The sequence below is a fragment of the Candidatus Hepatoplasma crinochetorum Av genome, from assembly GCF_000582535.1.
GTDB classification, from domain to species: Bacteria; Bacillota_I; Bacilli_A; order Mycoplasmatales; family Hepatoplasmataceae; genus Hepatoplasma; species Hepatoplasma crinochetorum.
On the sequence record NZ_CP006932.1, the window covers coordinates 379,932 to 398,106 of the forward strand.

The 18,175-nt window shown below is 25.1% G+C and carries 19 protein-coding genes; 5 read left to right on the forward strand and 14 right to left on the reverse strand.

The window, feature by feature from the left end; genetic code table 4:
- Positions 1–4 precede the first annotated feature (4 nt).
- Positions 5–610 carry a 30S ribosomal protein S4 gene (gene rpsD, locus X271_RS01700; protein WP_025208746.1) on the reverse strand — a complete coding sequence of 202 codons (606 nt, stop codon included), beginning with the start codon at positions 608–610 and terminating at the stop codon, positions 5–7.
- Positions 611–1,050: 440 nt separating this feature from the next.
- Here rpsD and infC point away from each other — a divergent pair, with 440 nt between their 5' ends.
- The 4 genes from infC (at position 1,051) to X271_RS01715 (ending at position 2,824) form a co-directional block, all read left to right on the forward strand.
- Entirely contained in the window at positions 1,051–1,557 is a 507-nt protein-coding gene (gene infC / locus X271_RS03155; RefSeq protein ID WP_128824173.1) for a translation initiation factor IF-3, read from the forward strand.
- Positions 1,558–1,568: 11 nt separating this feature from the next.
- Entirely contained in the window at positions 1,569–1,757 is a 189-nt protein-coding gene (rpmI, locus tag X271_RS01705; RefSeq protein WP_025208747.1) for a 50S ribosomal protein L35, read from the forward strand.
- Between the two features lie 15 nt (positions 1,758–1,772).
- On the forward strand, positions 1,773–2,135 hold the full coding sequence (gene rplT, locus X271_RS01710) for a 50S ribosomal protein L20 (protein ID WP_025208748.1): 363 nt from the start codon (positions 1,773–1,775) through the stop codon (positions 2,133–2,135).
- Between the two features lie 80 nt (positions 2,136–2,215).
- Positions 2,216–2,824: a hypothetical protein gene (locus X271_RS01715; protein WP_128824174.1), complete on the forward strand. Its 609-nt coding sequence runs from the start codon at positions 2,216–2,218 to the stop codon at positions 2,822–2,824.
- A gap of 13 nt (positions 2,825–2,837) precedes the next feature.
- Here X271_RS01715 and X271_RS01720 read toward each other — a convergent pair whose 3' ends face one another.
- The 13 genes from X271_RS01720 to X271_RS01780 all read right to left on the reverse strand — a co-directional run bounded on the left by X271_RS01720 (position 2,838) and on the right by X271_RS01780 (position 17,469).
- On the reverse strand, positions 2,838–3,020 hold the full coding sequence (locus X271_RS01720; protein WP_025208750.1) for a hypothetical protein: 183 nt from the start codon (positions 3,018–3,020) through the stop codon (positions 2,838–2,840).
- Between the two features lie 49 nt (positions 3,021–3,069).
- Complete coding sequence (locus X271_RS01725) at positions 3,070–3,954, reverse strand: DnaJ C-terminal domain-containing protein (RefSeq protein WP_025208751.1); 885 nt, start codon at positions 3,952–3,954, stop codon at positions 3,070–3,072.
- Positions 3,955–3,958: 4 nt separating this feature from the next.
- Positions 3,959–4,654, reverse strand: a complete 696-nt coding sequence (locus X271_RS01730) for a nitroreductase family protein (RefSeq protein WP_025208752.1) — start codon at positions 4,652–4,654, stop codon at positions 3,959–3,961.
- Positions 4,655–4,735: 81 nt separating this feature from the next.
- The gene (gene dnaK / locus X271_RS01735; RefSeq protein ID WP_128571642.1) at positions 4,736–6,571 is read right to left on the reverse strand and encodes a molecular chaperone DnaK; all 1,836 of its coding nucleotides are present in this window, start codon (positions 6,569–6,571) and stop codon (positions 4,736–4,738) included.
- Positions 6,572–6,585: 14 nt separating this feature from the next.
- Positions 6,586–7,227: a nucleotide exchange factor GrpE gene (locus X271_RS01740; protein ID WP_038462251.1), complete on the reverse strand. Its 642-nt coding sequence runs from the start codon at positions 7,225–7,227 to the stop codon at positions 6,586–6,588.
- A 1-nt stretch (position 7,228) separates the two neighbouring features.
- Positions 7,229–8,257: a hypothetical protein gene (locus tag X271_RS01745; RefSeq protein ID WP_025208753.1), complete on the reverse strand. Its 1,029-nt coding sequence runs from the start codon at positions 8,255–8,257 to the stop codon at positions 7,229–7,231.
- Between the two features lie 83 nt (positions 8,258–8,340).
- Positions 8,341–9,123, reverse strand: a complete 783-nt coding sequence (locus X271_RS01750; protein ID WP_025208754.1) for a nicotinamide mononucleotide transporter — start codon at positions 9,121–9,123, stop codon at positions 8,341–8,343.
- Positions 9,124–9,135: 12 nt separating this feature from the next.
- On the reverse strand, positions 9,136–10,119 hold the full coding sequence (gene lplA / locus X271_RS01755; protein ID WP_025208755.1) for a lipoate--protein ligase: 984 nt from the start codon (positions 10,117–10,119) through the stop codon (positions 9,136–9,138).
- A gap of 26 nt (positions 10,120–10,145) precedes the next feature.
- Positions 10,146–12,629: an alpha-ketoacid dehydrogenase subunit alpha/beta gene (locus X271_RS01760; RefSeq protein ID WP_025208756.1), complete on the reverse strand. Its 2,484-nt coding sequence runs from the start codon at positions 12,627–12,629 to the stop codon at positions 10,146–10,148.
- 17 nt (positions 12,630–12,646) lie between these two features.
- Entirely contained in the window at positions 12,647–14,026 is a 1,380-nt protein-coding gene (lpdA, locus tag X271_RS01765; RefSeq protein WP_025208757.1) for a dihydrolipoyl dehydrogenase, read from the reverse strand.
- Between the two features lie 12 nt (positions 14,027–14,038).
- On the reverse strand, positions 14,039–15,289 hold the full coding sequence (locus X271_RS01770) for a dihydrolipoamide acetyltransferase family protein (protein ID WP_025208758.1): 1,251 nt from the start codon (positions 15,287–15,289) through the stop codon (positions 14,039–14,041).
- 26 nt (positions 15,290–15,315) lie between these two features.
- Positions 15,316–16,263 carry a phosphate acyltransferase gene (locus tag X271_RS01775; protein WP_025208759.1) on the reverse strand — a complete coding sequence of 316 codons (948 nt, stop codon included), beginning with the start codon at positions 16,261–16,263 and terminating at the stop codon, positions 15,316–15,318.
- A gap of 21 nt (positions 16,264–16,284) precedes the next feature.
- Positions 16,285–17,469 carry an acetate/propionate family kinase gene (locus X271_RS01780; protein ID WP_025208760.1) on the reverse strand — a complete coding sequence of 395 codons (1,185 nt, stop codon included), beginning with the start codon at positions 17,467–17,469 and terminating at the stop codon, positions 16,285–16,287.
- 86 nt (positions 17,470–17,555) lie between these two features.
- Between X271_RS01780 and X271_RS01785 the strand changes: the two genes are divergently transcribed.
- A complete protein-coding gene (locus X271_RS01785) occupies positions 17,556–18,173 on the forward strand; it encodes a thiamine diphosphokinase (RefSeq protein ID WP_128824175.1) in 618 nt (205 codons plus the stop codon).
- Positions 18,174–18,175: the final 2 nt, after the last annotated feature.

Sequence of the window (18,175 nt, forward strand, 5' to 3'; positions counted from 1 at the left end):
TATTTTAACGATTATAAAACTCTACAACAAGTGATTCATTTAATTGACCAGAAATTTCATTTCTTTTTGGTAAACGTAAATATTCGCCACTTAATGTTTTTGAATCAACTTTTACAAATGGAGCAATTCTTGCTGCTTCCAAATTGTCCTTAATAAAATTAATTTTTTTACTTTTATCTTTTAATTCAATTTTACTTCCGGGGGAAACAACATAAGAAGGAATATCAACTTTTCTATCATTAACACGAACATGTCCATGATTTACAAATTGTCTTGCTTGTCTTCTTGTAGATGCAAATCCCATACGATAAATTAAATTATCTAAACGTGATTCTAAAAGAAATAAAAAGTTTTCTCCCAAAACACCTTTCATTTTAGTTGCTTTTTCAAAAGTTCTTTTCATTTGTTTTTCATTTAATCCATACATGTAACGAACTTTTTGTTTTTCATAAAGGTGTTCTCCATAATTTGATAATTTTTGATTTTTATTACCATGTTGACCAGGAATAGAAATTTTTTTCTTTCCTTTTAAAAATTCTTTATTATTTTCAAGAATTGAATATTTATATCTTCTTGCTTTTTTATTATTTGGTCCTGTATATCTTGACATTTATAATATCTCTTTCTTTTTTTAAATTAAAATATTAGAATAAATTTAAATAAAATTACAAAACAAAAACACTTCTCTCATATAATAAAAGATACTAATACTTTCAATGTTACAGCTTATCTACTTGTAAAACTATAAGTTATCTTTTGCATCATATAAAATAGTGTTTGCTGATGTAATGTTTAAATTATATCATTAAAAATTTAAAATATTAACTATTGTTAATATATAAAAGAAAAAATGATAAAATAAGATTGTTCTAACTTAAAGTAAAGATAAATCTTTCACCTATGAGATTAATTTTATAATTTAGCAATTAATTGAACTAGGTTAAAAACATTAAAAATAATTCAATTTATTGATTTATTAGGAGGTTTAAAATAGCAATCAGAATTAAAAAGAAATATCAAGGTCGTCAACGTGATCACCACCAAGATCTAATAAATGAAAGAATTCCCTATAGTATAAAGGAACTTTTAGTAATTGATAGTGATGGAAAAAAAATTGGTATTTTAAATAAAAGCGAAGCTTTAAGACAAGCAAGAGAACAAGAACTTGATCTTGTAATAATATCTAAGAATGCAAAAATTCCTGTAGCTAAAATAATAGATTATGGAAAATTTCGCTATGAAAGAAAAAAACGAGAACAAGAAAACAAAAAGAAATCAAAAATTATAGAGCAAAAAGAAATCAGAATAAGTGCTAATATTGGTTTAAATGATTTAGATGTAAAAATTAAATCAGCACGTGGTTTTATTGAAAAAGGAAATAATGTAAAAATTTCTTTAGCTTTCAAAGGAAGACAAATCGTAAGTAAAGAAATTGGTTTTGAAAAAATGAATCAATTTATTGAAAAACTTAATGATATTGCTCAAATTGATAAAAAACCACAATTAAATGGCAGATTTTACGATGCTTACTTATCACCGATTAAAAAAAATAAATAGGGAGAACACTAATGCCTAAACAGAAATCAAAAAGTTCTTTAAATAAAAGAATAAAAGTTAGAAAATCTGGTTCAATTAAAAGAGGGAAAGCAAAAACATCTCATCTTTTTGCAAATAAATCAACAAAAAATAAAAGACAAGCTCGTAAGGGTACTGATATGTCTAAATCTGATCGTAAAAGATATAAAGATTTGGTATAGAAAGGATTCATAGATATGGCAAGAGCAAAATCAGCTGTAACGAAACATAGAAGACATCGAAAGACAATAAAACAAGCAAAAGGTTATTTTGGACATAAAAGCATTGGTTACAAATCTGCAAAAGAACAAATTAGAAAATCTAATGAATATGCTTTTCGTGATCGTAAACAAGTAAAAAGAGAGTTTCGTAAAATTTGAATCAAAAGAATAAATGCAGCAGCACGTACTAATGGATTATCTTATTCACAATTTATGAATGGATTAAAGAAAGCTCAAATTGAACTTGATAGAAAAATGCTTGCGGATATTGCACTTAATAATCCTAAAGAATTTACTTCACTTTCTGAAATTGCAAAAAAAGAATTAATTAAAAAGTAAATATAATATTTTAGTTTTGTATTAAAATTAATTTTATTATGACTATTATAAGGAAAAACCGATTTATTTATAGATTGCTTATGGCCATCTTGTTTACAATCGGTTTTTCTTTTTGAACAATAATTTTATTTCTTCCTGATGATATTTTAAATATTGGAATGAATAATCTTTATTGATCTTGGTTTAGCTTAAATATAATTTTCTTTTTTGAAAGATGATTTTTAATTATTCCTAATGAAATAGTTTTCAATCTTGATCAAAAAGAAAATGAAAAGAAAAAAAGAATTTTAAGAATTGAAATTCCTATTACAATTATTGCAACAATCTTATTGATCTTCTGATTTTTAATTCAAATTTCGCAAAATTTTAATAATCCTTGAATCTTTCAAAAAGGAGAGATTGATTATTGACCAACACTTACTTTTTCAACAATTCTTATTATTAAAAGATGATTGATCATTACTGATTTTAAAAATAATATTTACAAAATTAAGATTGTCTGATTAGTTACTAACATTTTACTCTTAATTGCTTTTATTTTTTGAACTTCACAGATGATAGCATATCAATTAACTAATTATGATAAATTAGGAGCAGGAATTTATCCTTGATCAATTACGACAGCTTTTATTAATTTAATTGATAATTTTGGAATTTATTATTTTAATTATAATAATTTAGAAAAATAAAAAAAGCGATGATCTATTTTTGATCATCGCTTATAATTGTGTAATTACTCTCACTCTTAAGCTTTTCTTCAATATCACTTATCTTGATCTCATTTTTTCAATCAAATGATAATTCTTTTGTCTCATCTAATGCTAATAGCTCAAGAATTTCTCTTTTTCTTTTTTTACTATAAAAAATACTTTTGAAAGATAACATTTAATTTCCTTAATTCAAGACATTATAATTAATAAAATTATAACACACTTTAATATTTTGTTTCTTGCTTTAAGGCTTCAATATATTTTCTTCCTGTTCGCTTAATTTTTTTAGGCATTTTTAAATTTATTTGGATATAAAGATTTCCTCTTCCTTTTCCTCGTAAAATTGTAAATCCTTGATTTTTAATTCTAATTAAGGCTTTGGGATTTGAAAATTCAGGAATATGAAAAACAATTGGTTGTCCATCTATTCCTTCAATTGTATGCTTACTATCTTCCATTAAATCAAAATAATTAACATCTAAAATATAAAATAAATCATTATTTTTACGGACAAATTTGGTATTATTTTCAATTCTAAATTTTAATAATAAATCTCCCCGAGGACCACCATTTATTCCTGCTTTTCCTTCACCTGAAAGTCTCAAAGTAGTTTCGTCGTTTATCCCTGCAGGAATTTCAATTTTCTTAATTGATCCATTCATTAATCTTAAACTGATTGTTTTACCTTTGAATGCATCTTTTATATTAATTGTTATTTGTTGAATAACATTTAATCCTTTTCTTCTAACATTTGTAAATCCTGAAAAGCCACTAAATCCACCAAATGGATTTCCTCCAAAAAACTCATCAAAAATTGAATTTAAATCTTCGGTATTGAAATTACCTTGATTAAATCCCCCTCTTCCTTGATTAGCTTGATTTACACCAGCATGTCCATAATTATCATAAAGATTACGTTTATTTTTATCTAATAAAACTTCTTTTGCTTCATTTACTTCTTTAAATTTTTCTTCTGAAATTTTTGTATTATCAGGATTACGATCAGGATGATATTTCATCGCCAATTTTCGATAAGCTTTTTTAATATCATCTTCTGATGCATTTCTGCTTACTCCTAAAATTTCATAGTAATCTTTTTTTGTTGCCATTTTTTTATTTTACTGTAAATTTTTCCTTAGAATCAATACGAAGTTGTTTATTTCCAATCGTTGGATGTTTTGTATTATCAATATAACCTAACAAGCAGCAAACTGAAACCGATTCCTCTTTTGAAATTAATTTCTCTTTTAAAAGCAGTTCTTTTAATTTTTCTGTAAATCCTTCCATTGGTGTTGAATTAATATCTTTTAAAGCTGAAATTACAAGTGTATAACCTAATGCAATATAAGCTTGTCTTTTAGATCATTCTGTAATATCATCTACTAAAACATTTAAATTTTTTCCTGTTCTTAATGATTTTATTTCCGCTTCGACAATTTCATTTATCTTTTCAGGAGAAGATTTAATTGAAAATTCTTCCATATAAGCTTTGCTTTTTGCTTTTATAATTTTTTGAAGTTCTTGATGATTTTTTTGATCGCGAAATCATTCTTTATTTTTAGTAATAAAAATAAGAGCGTCAGAACTATCTAAAAATTTTTGCTTATTTCCTTCCATAAAACCATCAACAATTTTTTTCTTAACATCTAATGATCTTACAGATAAAAGTCTTCAATGTTCAATTCCCATTGAAGTAGGAGCACTATTTATAAAATTAAAAATATACTTTAATGTTTCTTTTGCTATTTTTTTATTAGGATTATATTCCTTTGTAGCTTTACGTTTTTTTATTTGTGTTAATAAATCCATAATTATCCTTATTGATAATACTTTACATTAAAAAAACTAAAATAGTTTTAGTTTTTTTAATTTTTGGAAATCTAAACTAATTTAGTTTTCCTCTTTTACATCAATAACTTCTTCTTCGCTTTCTTTTGAATCTTTTTGATCATTTTCTGTTTGATTATTAGCATCATTATTTTGGTTATTTAAATTCATATCTTGCATATTTTTAAATTGTGCTGCAAGCTGGCGAATTTGATCTAATTTCATTTTAAGTTCACTAATATTTTTTTCTTCAATTAATTTTTTAAATTCATCTAATTGTTTATTAGATTCTTCTTTTTGTTGATCTGTAAATTGTTTGCTTTTTTCTGGATCATTAAGACTTTTCTCTAATTCGTTTACTAATGTTTGTGCTTCATTTATTGTTTCAATTTCTTCTTTTAATTTTTGATCTTTTTCGCGATTAATTTCTGCTTCTTTAATCATTTGATCAATTTCTTTTTCAGAAAGAGAACCACTATTTGAAATAGTAATTGATTGTTCTTTATTTGTTTTTTTATCTTTTGCTTTTACAGAAACAATCCCGTTTGCATCAATTGAGAAAGTAACTTCAATTTGCGGAATTCCTCTTGGAGCTGGTTCAATTCCTGATAATGTAAATCTTCCAAGAGATTTATTATCAAAAGACATTGATCTTTCTCCTTGTAAAATATTAATATCAACTTGGGGTTGATTATCATCTGCTGTTGAAAAAATTTGAGATTTTGAAGTTGGAATTGTTGTATTACGATCAATTAATTTTGTCATTACCCCACCAAGAGTTTCAATCCCTAATGAAAGTGGAGTAACATCCAATAATAAAACATCTTTTACATTTCCTGATAATACTCCAGCTTGAATAGAAGCTCCAATAGCTACAACTTCATCAGGATTAATTGATGTATTTGCTTTTTTATTTGTTTCTTTTTCAACAAGAGCTTTTACAGCAGGAATTCTTGTAGAACCACCAACCATTAATACTTCATCAATTTCACTTATATTTAATTTAGAATCTTTAATTGCTTTTCTTAAAGGTTCTAATGTTTTTTGTAATAAATGATCTGACATTTTTTCAAATTGAGCACGTGTGATTTTTGATTCATAATGAATTGGTCCAGAATCACTTGAAGAAATAAATGGTAATGAAATATTTGTTTCTAATACTCCAGAAAGATCTTTTTTTGCTTTTTCTGCTGCATCTTTTAATCTTTGCATTGCCATTTTATCTGATTTTAAATCAATTCCATAACTTTTTCTAAAATCATCTAAAATAAAATCAACAATAACTTTATCAAAATCATCTCCCCCTAAACGATTATTTCCAGCAGTAGATAAAACTTCAAAAGTTCCATCAGATAATTCAAGAATAGAAACATCAAAAGTCCCTCCCCCTAAATCATAAACAAGAATTTTTTCTGATTTTCCTTTTTTATCAAGTCCATAAGCAAGAGCTGCTGCTGTTGGTTCATTAATGATTCTTTCAACATTTAAACCAGCAATTTTTCCAGCATTTTTTGTTGCTGTTCTTTCTGCATCGTTGAAATAGGCTGGAACAGTAATTACTGCTCTTGTAATTTTTTCTCCTAATTTTTTTTCTGCATATTCTTTCAAATATGAAAGAATCATTGCTGAAATTTGTTCAGGTTTATATTCTTTTCCGTTTACTTGAACTTTTTTTTCTGTTCCCATTAAACGTTTAATTGAAATTATTGTATTTGGATTTGTAATTGCTTGTCTTTTAGCTGCCTCACCAACAATTATTTGGTCACCTTTAAAAGCAACAATTGATGGTGTTGTACGATTTCCTTCAGGATTTTCTAATACATTTGTCTTTGCTCCATCCATAATAGCAACTACTGAATTTGTTGTTCCTAAATCAATTCCGATAATTTTTTTGCTCATATTTTATACCTTCTTTATTTGTTATTTTTTGATTCTTCATTATCAATTGATTTTTCAATTGATTTTTCTTCTGTTAATTCAATTCCTTTTGATACAACTACTGAAGCAGGACGAATTAAACGATCATTTAAAAGATAACCAATTTGATTTACTTCTAAAATATTATTTTTTGCAACTTGATCAGAGTATCTTGCATCTATCGCTTCATGATATTTAGCGTTATATTCATCACCTTTTTTTACTTCTATTTCTTTTACACCAATCCCTTCTAAAATTTGATTAAAATTATTTTTGATCATTTCAAATCCCTTTAATCAATTTTCAATTTCCGGAGAAATATTTTTTGCATTTAATGCTCTTTTAAACATATCAATTGTTGGAATTAATTCTTGTAAAAGAGAAATATTACTAAAAGAAATAATTTCTTTGCGTTCTCTTTCCAATCTTTTTTTCAAATTTTCCATTTCAGCTAGTAAGTTTAAATTTTTGAATTGAAGTTCTTCTAAACTTTTTTCTAATTCTTTAATTTTTCGTTCACTTTTAGCTGATTTCAATTCTTTCTCCTTCGCTCCAAAATTTTTATAGTGAGGAGTATTTTTTTCTGTTTTTATTGTTTTTTCAATTTCTTGTGTATTATCATTCATTTTTTGATTCATTTTAATCGTTTATATTTTCATCTATATTTTCATCTAGTAAATTTATCATTGTAATAATTTTTTTATAATCTTGATTTTTAGGACCAATTATTGTAATTTTTTTTCAACTATTATTATTTAATTTTAAAATTTTATTAATAATTGAAATATCTTTTAATTGATTAAAATCAAATGATATTGTCAAATTTTTTTCTTGATTTTTTATTAATGTTCCTGAATGTGAATCTAAAAGATCTCAGATCGTTTTATCTTCTACCATTTCAAAAACTTTTTCAAATTGCTCTTTTTCTCTTAACGTCGGAATATTTACAAGGGAATTAATTCCATAATATTTTTCTTCCGTAGGAAATAAACTAATAATTAATTTTTCAATAAATAATTTAAATTTTTTCTCTACAAATTGTAATTTTTTAATTACAAGTTCAGAAATTAAAGATGATTTTTCCTTTACCTCCTTAATTTTTGTACCAATAAGTCGTTGAGAAATTATTTTAAATGAATTTTCAATATCTTTAAATTTAAAATTTTCGATATTTAATTCTTCATTGTAAAGTCTTCCTGAAGAAGAAACAGCAACAATCATTGCTCTTTTTTCATTAATTTTATAAAGCTTTAAATCTTCTACCAAATAATCTTTATCTTCATCTTTTGAAATTAAAAATGTATTTGTTGCTTTATTAATAATTTTTAAAGCTTTTTCAATCATTTCTTCAATATTTTCTGATCTTTTTGAAAATATTTTATCTATTTTACTTCGGATATTTGTAAGTGAATAATCATCAATTGCAAAATTTTCAATATAAAATTTATAACCTTTATTTGTTGGAATGCGACCAGAAGACTTATACGCCTTTTCAATATAATTCTCATTTTCAAGCTTTACCATTTCATTTCGAATTGTTGCTGATGAAATATTCAAATTAGGATATTTATTTACAAGCAAATCAGATGATATCGCATTTCCTGTATTTATATATTCATCAACAATTAATAAGAGAATTTTAAATTTTCGATCTTCGATAATATTCACCTCCTTAGCAAACAACAACTTATTCTGCTAATATGATAATAAATTATTTAGCAAAAGTCAATACTTTTTGCTAATTTTTTTTATTATTCTTTTTTAGCAAGATAAATTCAATTATTTATTCCCAAAAAATAAAGAAACAAATAGAAAAAATTACTAAAAAGATAGATTCAAGTATGATAATCTATTGCAAGAAATATCGCTCCAATCGTAGATAAAAGATAAAAAAGATAAGCTTGGATATTTTTTTTAATTAATAAAAATCAACCAATCAAAAAACTTAAAGTAATAAAAGCATCTAAATAAGCTGCCTCATCAGCAAAATTTGTATCATCTAATAAAACTTTAATAAGTTTAGCAAAAATAAAAGTAAAGGAAAATAAAAAAACTAATAAGAAAAAAACTAAATATCAATTTGCAAATGCGATTTTTTTATCAATCTTTTTCTCTTTTCCTCAACTCAAATATGCAAATAATACCAAGAAAAAAACTATGATTTGTTCAAGAGCTTCAAATCATAAAAATAAAATTATGCAACTTAAAAAATAAGTAAAAATAAAACTAAAATAAAAAAAGAAACATTTTTTATTATCTCGATGTAAAAAAATATCTCCCAATATTCCTGTAAGCGAAGAAATAAAACTTAAAATAAATCAAAAATAAATAACTCAAGCATTTCCTTCCATTTTTCAAGCATTAAAATTTTTATCTTTAATTTGGCCATTATTAAAAAAAAATTGATATATTGAAAAAATAAATATAAAACTAATTATTAAAAAAACAATCATTATGATTATTTTTGAATATAAAAAAATGATTGCTTTTTGATTTATCTTTGCTCTTAATTTTATTATGTTATTTTCTTCCATTATAAATTAAAATTATTTAAGCATAATAAGAGAAACTAATTTATCACGATTTAAATTATAAAAATAATTTTCAAAATCTTTAATTTTATAAACAATATCTTTAATTGTATTTTGATCATATTTTTTTCCAATAAATATATCTTTTAAATCATCAGTATTATATTTAGAAAAATACTCCCCAAAAATTTCAAATTGCGAAATTTCTTGATTTTTTAGATTAAAATAAATTTGAATAGTTCCAAAACCAGAAATATATTCACTTTTTTTAAATTGATATTGATTTCTTTTTTCTAATAAAAAAGTAATTTTTTCTTCTTTTTCTTTTGCAATTTTTGCAATTTCTTTTAATTGTTCTTCAGAAAACTTATATTCTTTTTCATTAGCTATGTTATCAATTAAAAGACCGATAAATTGTTCTTTTGTAATTTTTTCTTTTAATTCACTATAGATATTACCTACTCTTTTTTGAATAGATTTAACACCTTTTGAAATAATTTTATCGTAGTTTGGTGTAAGAATTTTACTTACATTACTAAAATCTACATTAAAAATTAAAGTTCCATGAAATATTAAATTATTGTTACTTACAAATTGAGCGATTCCAGAGATTTTTTTGCCTTCAATTTGGATATCATTTCTTCCACCAAATTCAGCATTCACATATAACTTATTTTTTAGAAAATCAACAATTGGTTTACTATATTCTTCAAATTTATATATATCTTTTGCTTTATCTTTTAAAACAAAAGAATAATTTACATTCCCTAAATCTTGATAAACAGCGCCTCCCCCAGAAACTCTTCTTACAAGTAAGATATTATGATCTTTTAAATATTTAATATTTGTTTCATTCATTGGATCTTGATTTTTTCCAATAATCACACATGGTTTATTTACATAAACATAAAAAAGATCTTCATTTAAATTATTAATTATATATTCTTCTGCCGCAAGATTAAAATAAGGATTATTTGTTTTTGATAAAATATATTTCATTTCTTCTTTCTCCTATAAAATAAAATTTAAACACCGTATTTTGCTCTACGTTTATACTCTACTACTGTATTTATTTTTTTTGCTTGATAATCTTTTAATTTCATAATTTTACCATCAATTGTAGAAAGAATATCATCAATTTGTGGATAGATATATTTCTCATAATCTGCTCCTGGCATAATTCAATTTCTTGCTCCTAAAACTGCAGGAGGAGAATCAAGATAATCAAAAGCAAATTCTGTAATATTTGAAGCAACAGCTTTCATAAAATTCATTCTTTCAAATCCTTCGTTTATAAAAATTACTTTTCCTGTTTTTTTTATAGAATTTATAATAATATCATAATCAAAAGGAACTGCTGATCGCATATCAATTATTTCTGCTTTAATATTATATTTTTCTCTTAAAATCTTTGCAGCATCAATTGCGGTATAAAGAGATGCTCCTAAAGTAACAATTGTAAGATCATCTCCTTGTTCACGAATAACACCTTCACCAAAAGGAATTTCATAATAATCTTTGGGAACACCTTCTTTTACAAAAAATTCTCCCTTATCATAAAGTTTTTGTGTTTCTATAAAAAAAGTTGGATCTTCAGAATTTAAAGCTGTATTCATAAGACCTTTTGCATCATAAGGAGTAACAGGAGCAACAAGATTTATTCCGGTAATTGAAGCTAATACTGAAGTATAATCTTGTGAATGTTGGACTCCATATTGACTTCCAATATTTGTTCTTACAACAACAGGTAATTTTAATTGTCCTCCCGACATTGCTCTTCATTTTGAAAGTTGATTTGAAAGTTCATCTCCGGCACGAAATAAGAAATCAAAATATTCAAGTTCAACAATTGCTTGTCCTCCAGCAATTGCATAACCGCAAGCAGTTCCAACAATTGCTGCTTCTGTAATTGGCGAATTAAATAAGCGATGATAAGGGAGAGATTCTGTAAGACCATTATAAACTCCATAAGCTCCTCCTCAATCTCTTAATTCTTCTCCTCATCCTGCAAAAGTTGGTTCTTTATAATAATGATCAAGAATTGCTTCAAAAATTCCATCTCTTATTTGATAAGATTTCATTTTTGAAAGTTTATTTCCATTTTTATCAAAAGCATAACGCTCACGCTTGCTTATTCTTTGAACACGTGGATTTTCTTCTTTTTTAAGCTCTACTTCTACTTTTTTATCTGTTGTATAAGTAAATTTTTTTCTTGAAAACATCAAATTATCAAGAACTTGATTATCATTATCTCAATCTAATTCCTTTGTTACTTTTGGATCAATTGATAATTTATAAATTTGAAAATAGAGATCTTCAATTTTTTTACGAATTTCTTTAAGATCATCTAATCCTTTTAATAATTTACTTTCAATCATTTGCTTTGCGAATAGTTCAATTGGATCAATTTTTCTTCATAATTCAATTTCTTGTGGTGTTCGATAAGATTCTAAATCTCCAGAAGAATGACCATTATAACGATAAGTAACTATTTCATTTAGAACTGGACCGTCACCTTTTAAAACAATCTCTTTTTTTCTTCTAATAAGATCAATTGTTGCTAAAACATCTTGTCCATTTACTCGTTCTGCAAACATATTGTCAGGATTAATTCCAGCTGCTAATCGTGCAGGAATATGATATCCCATTGTTTCACCAACAGTTTGTCCTCCCATTCCATATTGATTATTCATTAAATTAACCATAAAAGGAGGTCTTTTATTATAAGGAGAAGATCATAAATTTTTATATTGATCCATTGTTGCAAAATTTAAAGTTTCTCAAAAGGGTCCGGTTGAAACACCCCCATCACCGATATTTGCAATTGAAATACCTTTTTTTTGCTGTGTTAATTTAAATAATGCTGCTCCTAAAGCAAGAGAAGCAGAAGCACCAACAATTGCATTATTAGGATAAATTCCAAAAGGTGTAAAGAAAAGGTGCATTGAGCCAGCAAGACCAAGATTAAATCCTTGTTCTTTTCCTCAAATTTCTGCTAAAAATCCATACATAAAGAAAAATATTGCTTTTTCTTTTGTGCTTTTAAATTTATAAGTTGTTTGATTTATTGCTTTAAGAATCTTTCCATCATTATATTTTTCCATAATTTCTAAAAGTTCTTTATCTTCCATTTTATAAATTGTTGATAATCCTTTTGAAATTACTTCAGCATGATTTCGATGTGTCCCAAAGATAAAATCATCTTTATCTAATAGAAAATGTAAACCAACAGTTGCTGCTTCTTGTCCTGTAGCCATATGTGCTGGTCCATTATATTGATAAGGTAATCCCTTTCATTCTCCCTTAATTTTGATTGTATCTAAAAATTCCTCGCTAACTCTGATTCAAATCATTTCTTTTAAAATTTCAAATGCATCTTCTTTTGTAATATTTTTTTCTGTAAATTCATCTTCTAAAGTTTTATTATATTGAAACTCTAAAATCTTTCCTAAATCTGTCTCTTTTTTTACAAACACATCTTTTGGATTAATAAATAATTTTTTAACCATAATTTTTCTCCTTCTAATTATTCAAGTATTGCTGTTTTGATAATTTCCCCTACTGTTGGATGAGCAAATACAACATCTTTTAAAGATTTTGAATTATATCTTTTATTAATTAAAACTGAAGCCATATTAATAATTTCAGAAGAGTAATTTCCTAATAATGAAATACCAATTATCTCATCAGTTGATTTTTTTAAGATTATTTTTAATAAACCATCAAAATTTTTTCCAGCATAATTTCCGACTTCAATTACAAATCTTCCTGAATATAACATTGGAATTTTTTTTGTTCTAATTTCAATTCCTTGTTTTTTTGCTAAATCTTCATTTATTCCAATTTCTCCAACTTCAGGAGTGCAATAAATAACAGATGGAATTTGATCATAATTGATTTTTATTTTATTACCTAAAATATTTTCAAGAACAATCTCTCCTTCGCGATAAGCAGTATGAGCAAGCATTGATTTACCATTTACATCGCCAATCGCATAAAGTCCAGGAACATTTGTTTTTAAATTTTCATCAGTTACAATTGCCCCTTTTTCAATATAAACTCTTAAATTTTCTAATCCAAAATCTTTTATAAATGGTTTTCTTCCTGCTGCTACAAGTAATTTATCAAAAGGTAATTTAATCTTTTTATCATTTTTATCTACACAAATAACTTCCTTGTTTAAAACTTCAGAAACTTTATGTTCTAATAAAAATTTTATTTTTTTCTTTGCTTCTAATTCTTGTTGTAATTTTAAAGAAATTTCATAATCAAAAGGTCCAGCAATTTTTGGTGCCAATTCTACAATTGTAACTTCGGAACCAATTCCTGCAAAAAAAGTTCCAAGTTCAAGACCAATAACTCCTCCACCCATAATTACAAGTTTTTTAGGAATTTCAAAAAGCGCAAGAGCCTTTTCTGAATCAATTACTGTTTTATCATTTTTATTTAATCCAGGAATTGGTGGATAAAAAACTTCTGATCCTGTTGCAATAACAAGATTTTTTCCACTAATTTCTTCTTGATCATTAATCAAAATTTTAAAATCTTGTGCTTTTGAAGTTTCTTTAATCTTTCCAAAACCTTTATAAATTTTTGCTCCTGATCTTTTTACTTTCATTTCTGCTGCTTGTGTTAAAAATGTAACTTTTTGATCTTTATATTTAACTAATTGTTTTTGATCAAAACTTATTTCTTTTAAATTAATTCCAATATTTTTTCCTTCTTTTGCTTCTGAAAAAACCTTTTCTGCATGTAAAAATGCTTTGGAAGGAATACATCCAACAGTAACGCAAGTTCCTCCGAATCTACCTTTTTCAACTATTGCTGTTTTAAGACCTTTTCTTGCAGCATTAGAGGCAAGCTCATAGCCACCAGGTCCTCCTCCTAAGATAATTAAATCAAACATATTCTAAACCTCCTATTTAAATTGATCATATGAAACATTTTCTAATCTTTGTTTTAATTCTTTTAAAAATTCCGCTCCTTTAGCACCATCAAAAGGACGATGATCCATAGTAAGTGATAATATAATTTCACTATATTCCACTATTCCATTTTTCACCATTTTTAACCGTTTAATTGGTGATCCTACTCCTAAAAGTGCTGCTTGCGGTGGATTTAAAATTGGTGTAAACGCAGTTACACCTGAAAGTCCTAAATTACTAATTGTAAATGTCCCTCCACTTTGATCTTTTGGTGATAATTTCCCTTCTTTTGTTTTAATAATTAATTCTTTTGATATTCTTGTAAGTTCATTCAATGAAATTTCTGATGCATTTCGAACAACAGGAACAAAAAGCCCTTTTGGTGCATCAACAGCAATTGCAACATGAGCAACACTATAAGCATCATAATAATCAGGTCCAATTAAAGAATTAATATGAGGAAATTCTATTAATGTTCTTGCAAGAACATAAACAATAAGATCATTTATTGATGAATTTTCAATTCCTACTTCTTTTTCTTCTACTTTTGCTTTAATAATACTACGAACTTTTAATAAATTTGTTGCATCAAAAGGAGCCATCAATGTTAATTGAGCACCATGTTGCAATGAATCTTCCATTGATTTTGCAATTGCTTTTCTTACAGGTGTAAATTTAGTATGGAAAAATTCTTGTCCGATATTTTTTTTGTCTATATCTTCATAATAATTCTGAATAATATCTTTTTCCATTATTCGATTATTTACACCAGAAATATGATCGACATTTTTTAAATTAATATCAAGTGATTTTGCAATCATTTTTGCTCGTGGAGAAACAAATATTTTTTGATTTTCGCTTTGGTTTTGCTGCCCTTGAATTTTTTCTTTTATTGAAGTATCATTAGATAATTGTTGCTCTTGTTTTATTTCTGAAGTATTCTCTTCTTTTTTAGGAGAAATTTCTTCATTTTTACTAATTTTTTCTCATTCTGAAATATCTTCCCCTTTTTTACCAATAAGAATAACTGGTTCAAGAACTTTAACTTCATCTCCCGCTTCATAAAATATTTTTAAAACTTCACCACTATCTTCTGATTTAAATTCCGTAGTTGATTTATCAGTTTCATATTCAAAAAGAACATCTCCATTTTTAATTGTATCTCCAACTTTAACTTTGATATCCCCTAAAATTATTGATTCTACGGTATTCCCCATTTTTGGTGCTTTTATTGCTTTTGCCATATATTGATATCTAAATTTTACTCCTTTTAATTATTATTTATAACCTGTAAAGCTGTAATGATTACTAGATCAACAATTTCTTCAACTTTTGCTCCACGACTTAAATCATTTACTGGTTTTTTGATATTTTGTAGTAAAGGTCCAATCGCTTTAAAATCTCCTAAAGTAGCAGCAATTTTATATCCAATATTACCACTATTTAAATCAGGAAAAATAAATATATTCGGTAATGTTTCAAAATTAGGATCATTTACTTTTATTTTAAAAATATTAGGATCATAAGCTGCATCTCATTGAATCTCACCAATTACCTTATAATTACTATCTTTTTTAACAATATCTGTTGCTTCTCTTATTTTTAAAACTAATGGATTGTCTCCCCCTGAACCTAATGTTGAAAATGAAAGCATTGCAATTATTGGTTCAATTTTAAAGATATTTTTTACAGAATTAGCTGTTTGAATTGCAATATTTGCCAATTCTAAACTAGAAGGATTAGGATTAACAGAGATATCTGCAAAAAATAAATCTTTAGTATTTTCTCTTTCTAATCACATAAAAGATGAAACAGGAACATCTGGTATTTTTGTTTTTAAAATTTGAAAACTTGGTCTTAAAATTTCTGAAGTAGGATGAGTAGAACCAGAAACTATTCCATCAGCTCTATTTTCTCTAAGTAGTAAATTAGCAAAATAATTTGGATTACTAAAATTTTTCTCTAATTTTTCTAAATCTTCTTTTCCATTTCTTAAATCTTTGTAAAGATTAAATAATCTTTCTTTTTCATTTTGACTATAATTTTTTATAAAATTATCATCTATTTTAATATATTTAAGATTATCAAAATTTTTCTCAATTATTTTTTTTGCTTCAAAAAATCTTTGATCATTATCTGTTGATAAAATAATGATTTCTTTTTGATATCTTTTTATTTTCTCTTTTAAATCTTTAAAATTAATTTTTTCTTTAATCATTTAAATCCTTCTTTTAAATTTTTATAATTCTTTTAATAAAATTTTTGCTATTTTAGCCATTTGTAATTCTTCATTTGTTTTAATTATATAAATAGGAATTTCTGAATCTTTTTCAGATAATAAATTAATATCTAAATTTCGATCAAACTTATCTTGTTTTATTTTAATTTTCTTAAGATGAAAATTTTTAAACACTCGTTTAATCAAATCAAGATCATTTTCCCCTATTCCTCCTGTAAAAGTAATCGCCTCCACTTTTTCAACTTCATTTAAATAAGTTGCAATATAATCATTTATTCTTTTGATAAATAACTCTCTTGCTAAAATTGCTCTTTTTTCCTTTTTTTCTTCTCCTGATATAACATCACGCATATCAGAAGATTTTCCATAAATACCCAAAAGTCCTGATTTTTTAATAAAAATATTTTCAACATCATTAGGGTCTAATTTTTTTTGATTAATTAAATAAAAAACAATTGATGGATCAAGATCTCCTGATCTTGTTCCCATCATAAGTCCTCCAAGAGGAGTAAGACCCATTGATGTATCATATGATTTAGAATCTTTTATTAAGCAAACACTAGCACCATTTCCTAAATGTAAATTAATAAATGTAACATTTTTTTTATTAAGGAAATTAGATAATCTTTCTGTAATGTATTGATGACTTGTTCCATGTGCTCCATATCTTCTAATTTTATAATTTTTATAAAATTGATAAGGTATTGTAAAAATAAAATTTTTTTCAGGAATTGTAGAGTGAAAAGTTGTATCAAAACAAACAACATGTTTAGTATCCTTATATTTTCCAAAAAACTCTTTTAATGCGATTACATTATAAGGTTGATGGAGAGGAGCTAAAGGAGTTAATTTTTCTATTTTTTCAATTGTTTTTCAGTCTTTTACAATGATATTTTCCGGAAATACTTCCGATCCCATTACTACGCGATGAACCATTAAATAAAATTCTTCAAATTTACAAATATTATTATCGTTAATAAATCTTTTAAATTCTTCTGCAAAGTCTTTATATTCAAAATCTTTCTTTTCTTTAATTTGTTTATTATTAATGTCTTTATAAAAAAAACTTGTTCCTGTAATTCCAATTCTATCAATCAAACCTTTTCCTAATAATTTTAATTCTTTTGTAAAAATTTGAAATTTACATGAGGAACTACCAACATTTAAAATTAGTATTTTCTTCATTATTTTCTTCTTTTCCTAGTATTTTTAATCTCAATATAAATATAACTAAATTATAATTAAATTATTATAATTTATAATAATTAACAATGAAAAAATGTTTGATAACAACAAAAAAATTACATAAAAGAAAAATAAATTGGGATGACTATGATTTTTTTATTGGTGTGGAAAGAGGAGCAAAATTTATTTATAATCAAAAGGGTTTAAAAAATAAATATTATATTTCTGATTTTGATAGTTTGTTAGATTATCAAAAAAAATTAAAAAAAACAGGTAATTTAATTCTTTTAGAAAAAAATAAAAATTTTGCTGACACCGAAGAAGCAATTAAATATGCTCTTAAAATTGGATATCAAAAAAAAGGTTTAGAAATATTTGTAAATGAAGATCTTGGACGAAAAGATCATTTAATAAATATTTTTAATATTAGCAGAAAATATCAAGTTTTAATTTATGGAAATAAATTTAAAATTACACCGATTTTAGAAAATGAAAATGTAATTATTAAAAAAGAAAATTATAAATATTTTTCTATTTTTGTATTTGAAAAAACAGAAATTACAACAAAGGGATTAAAATGAGATTTAAACAAAAAAGAATTTAACTTAGAAAGCACAACAAATTTAATATCAAATCAAATAATTGCTGAGCAATGTAAAGTTAAATTCTCTAAATTAAGTTTAATAATACAAGCAAATGATTAATA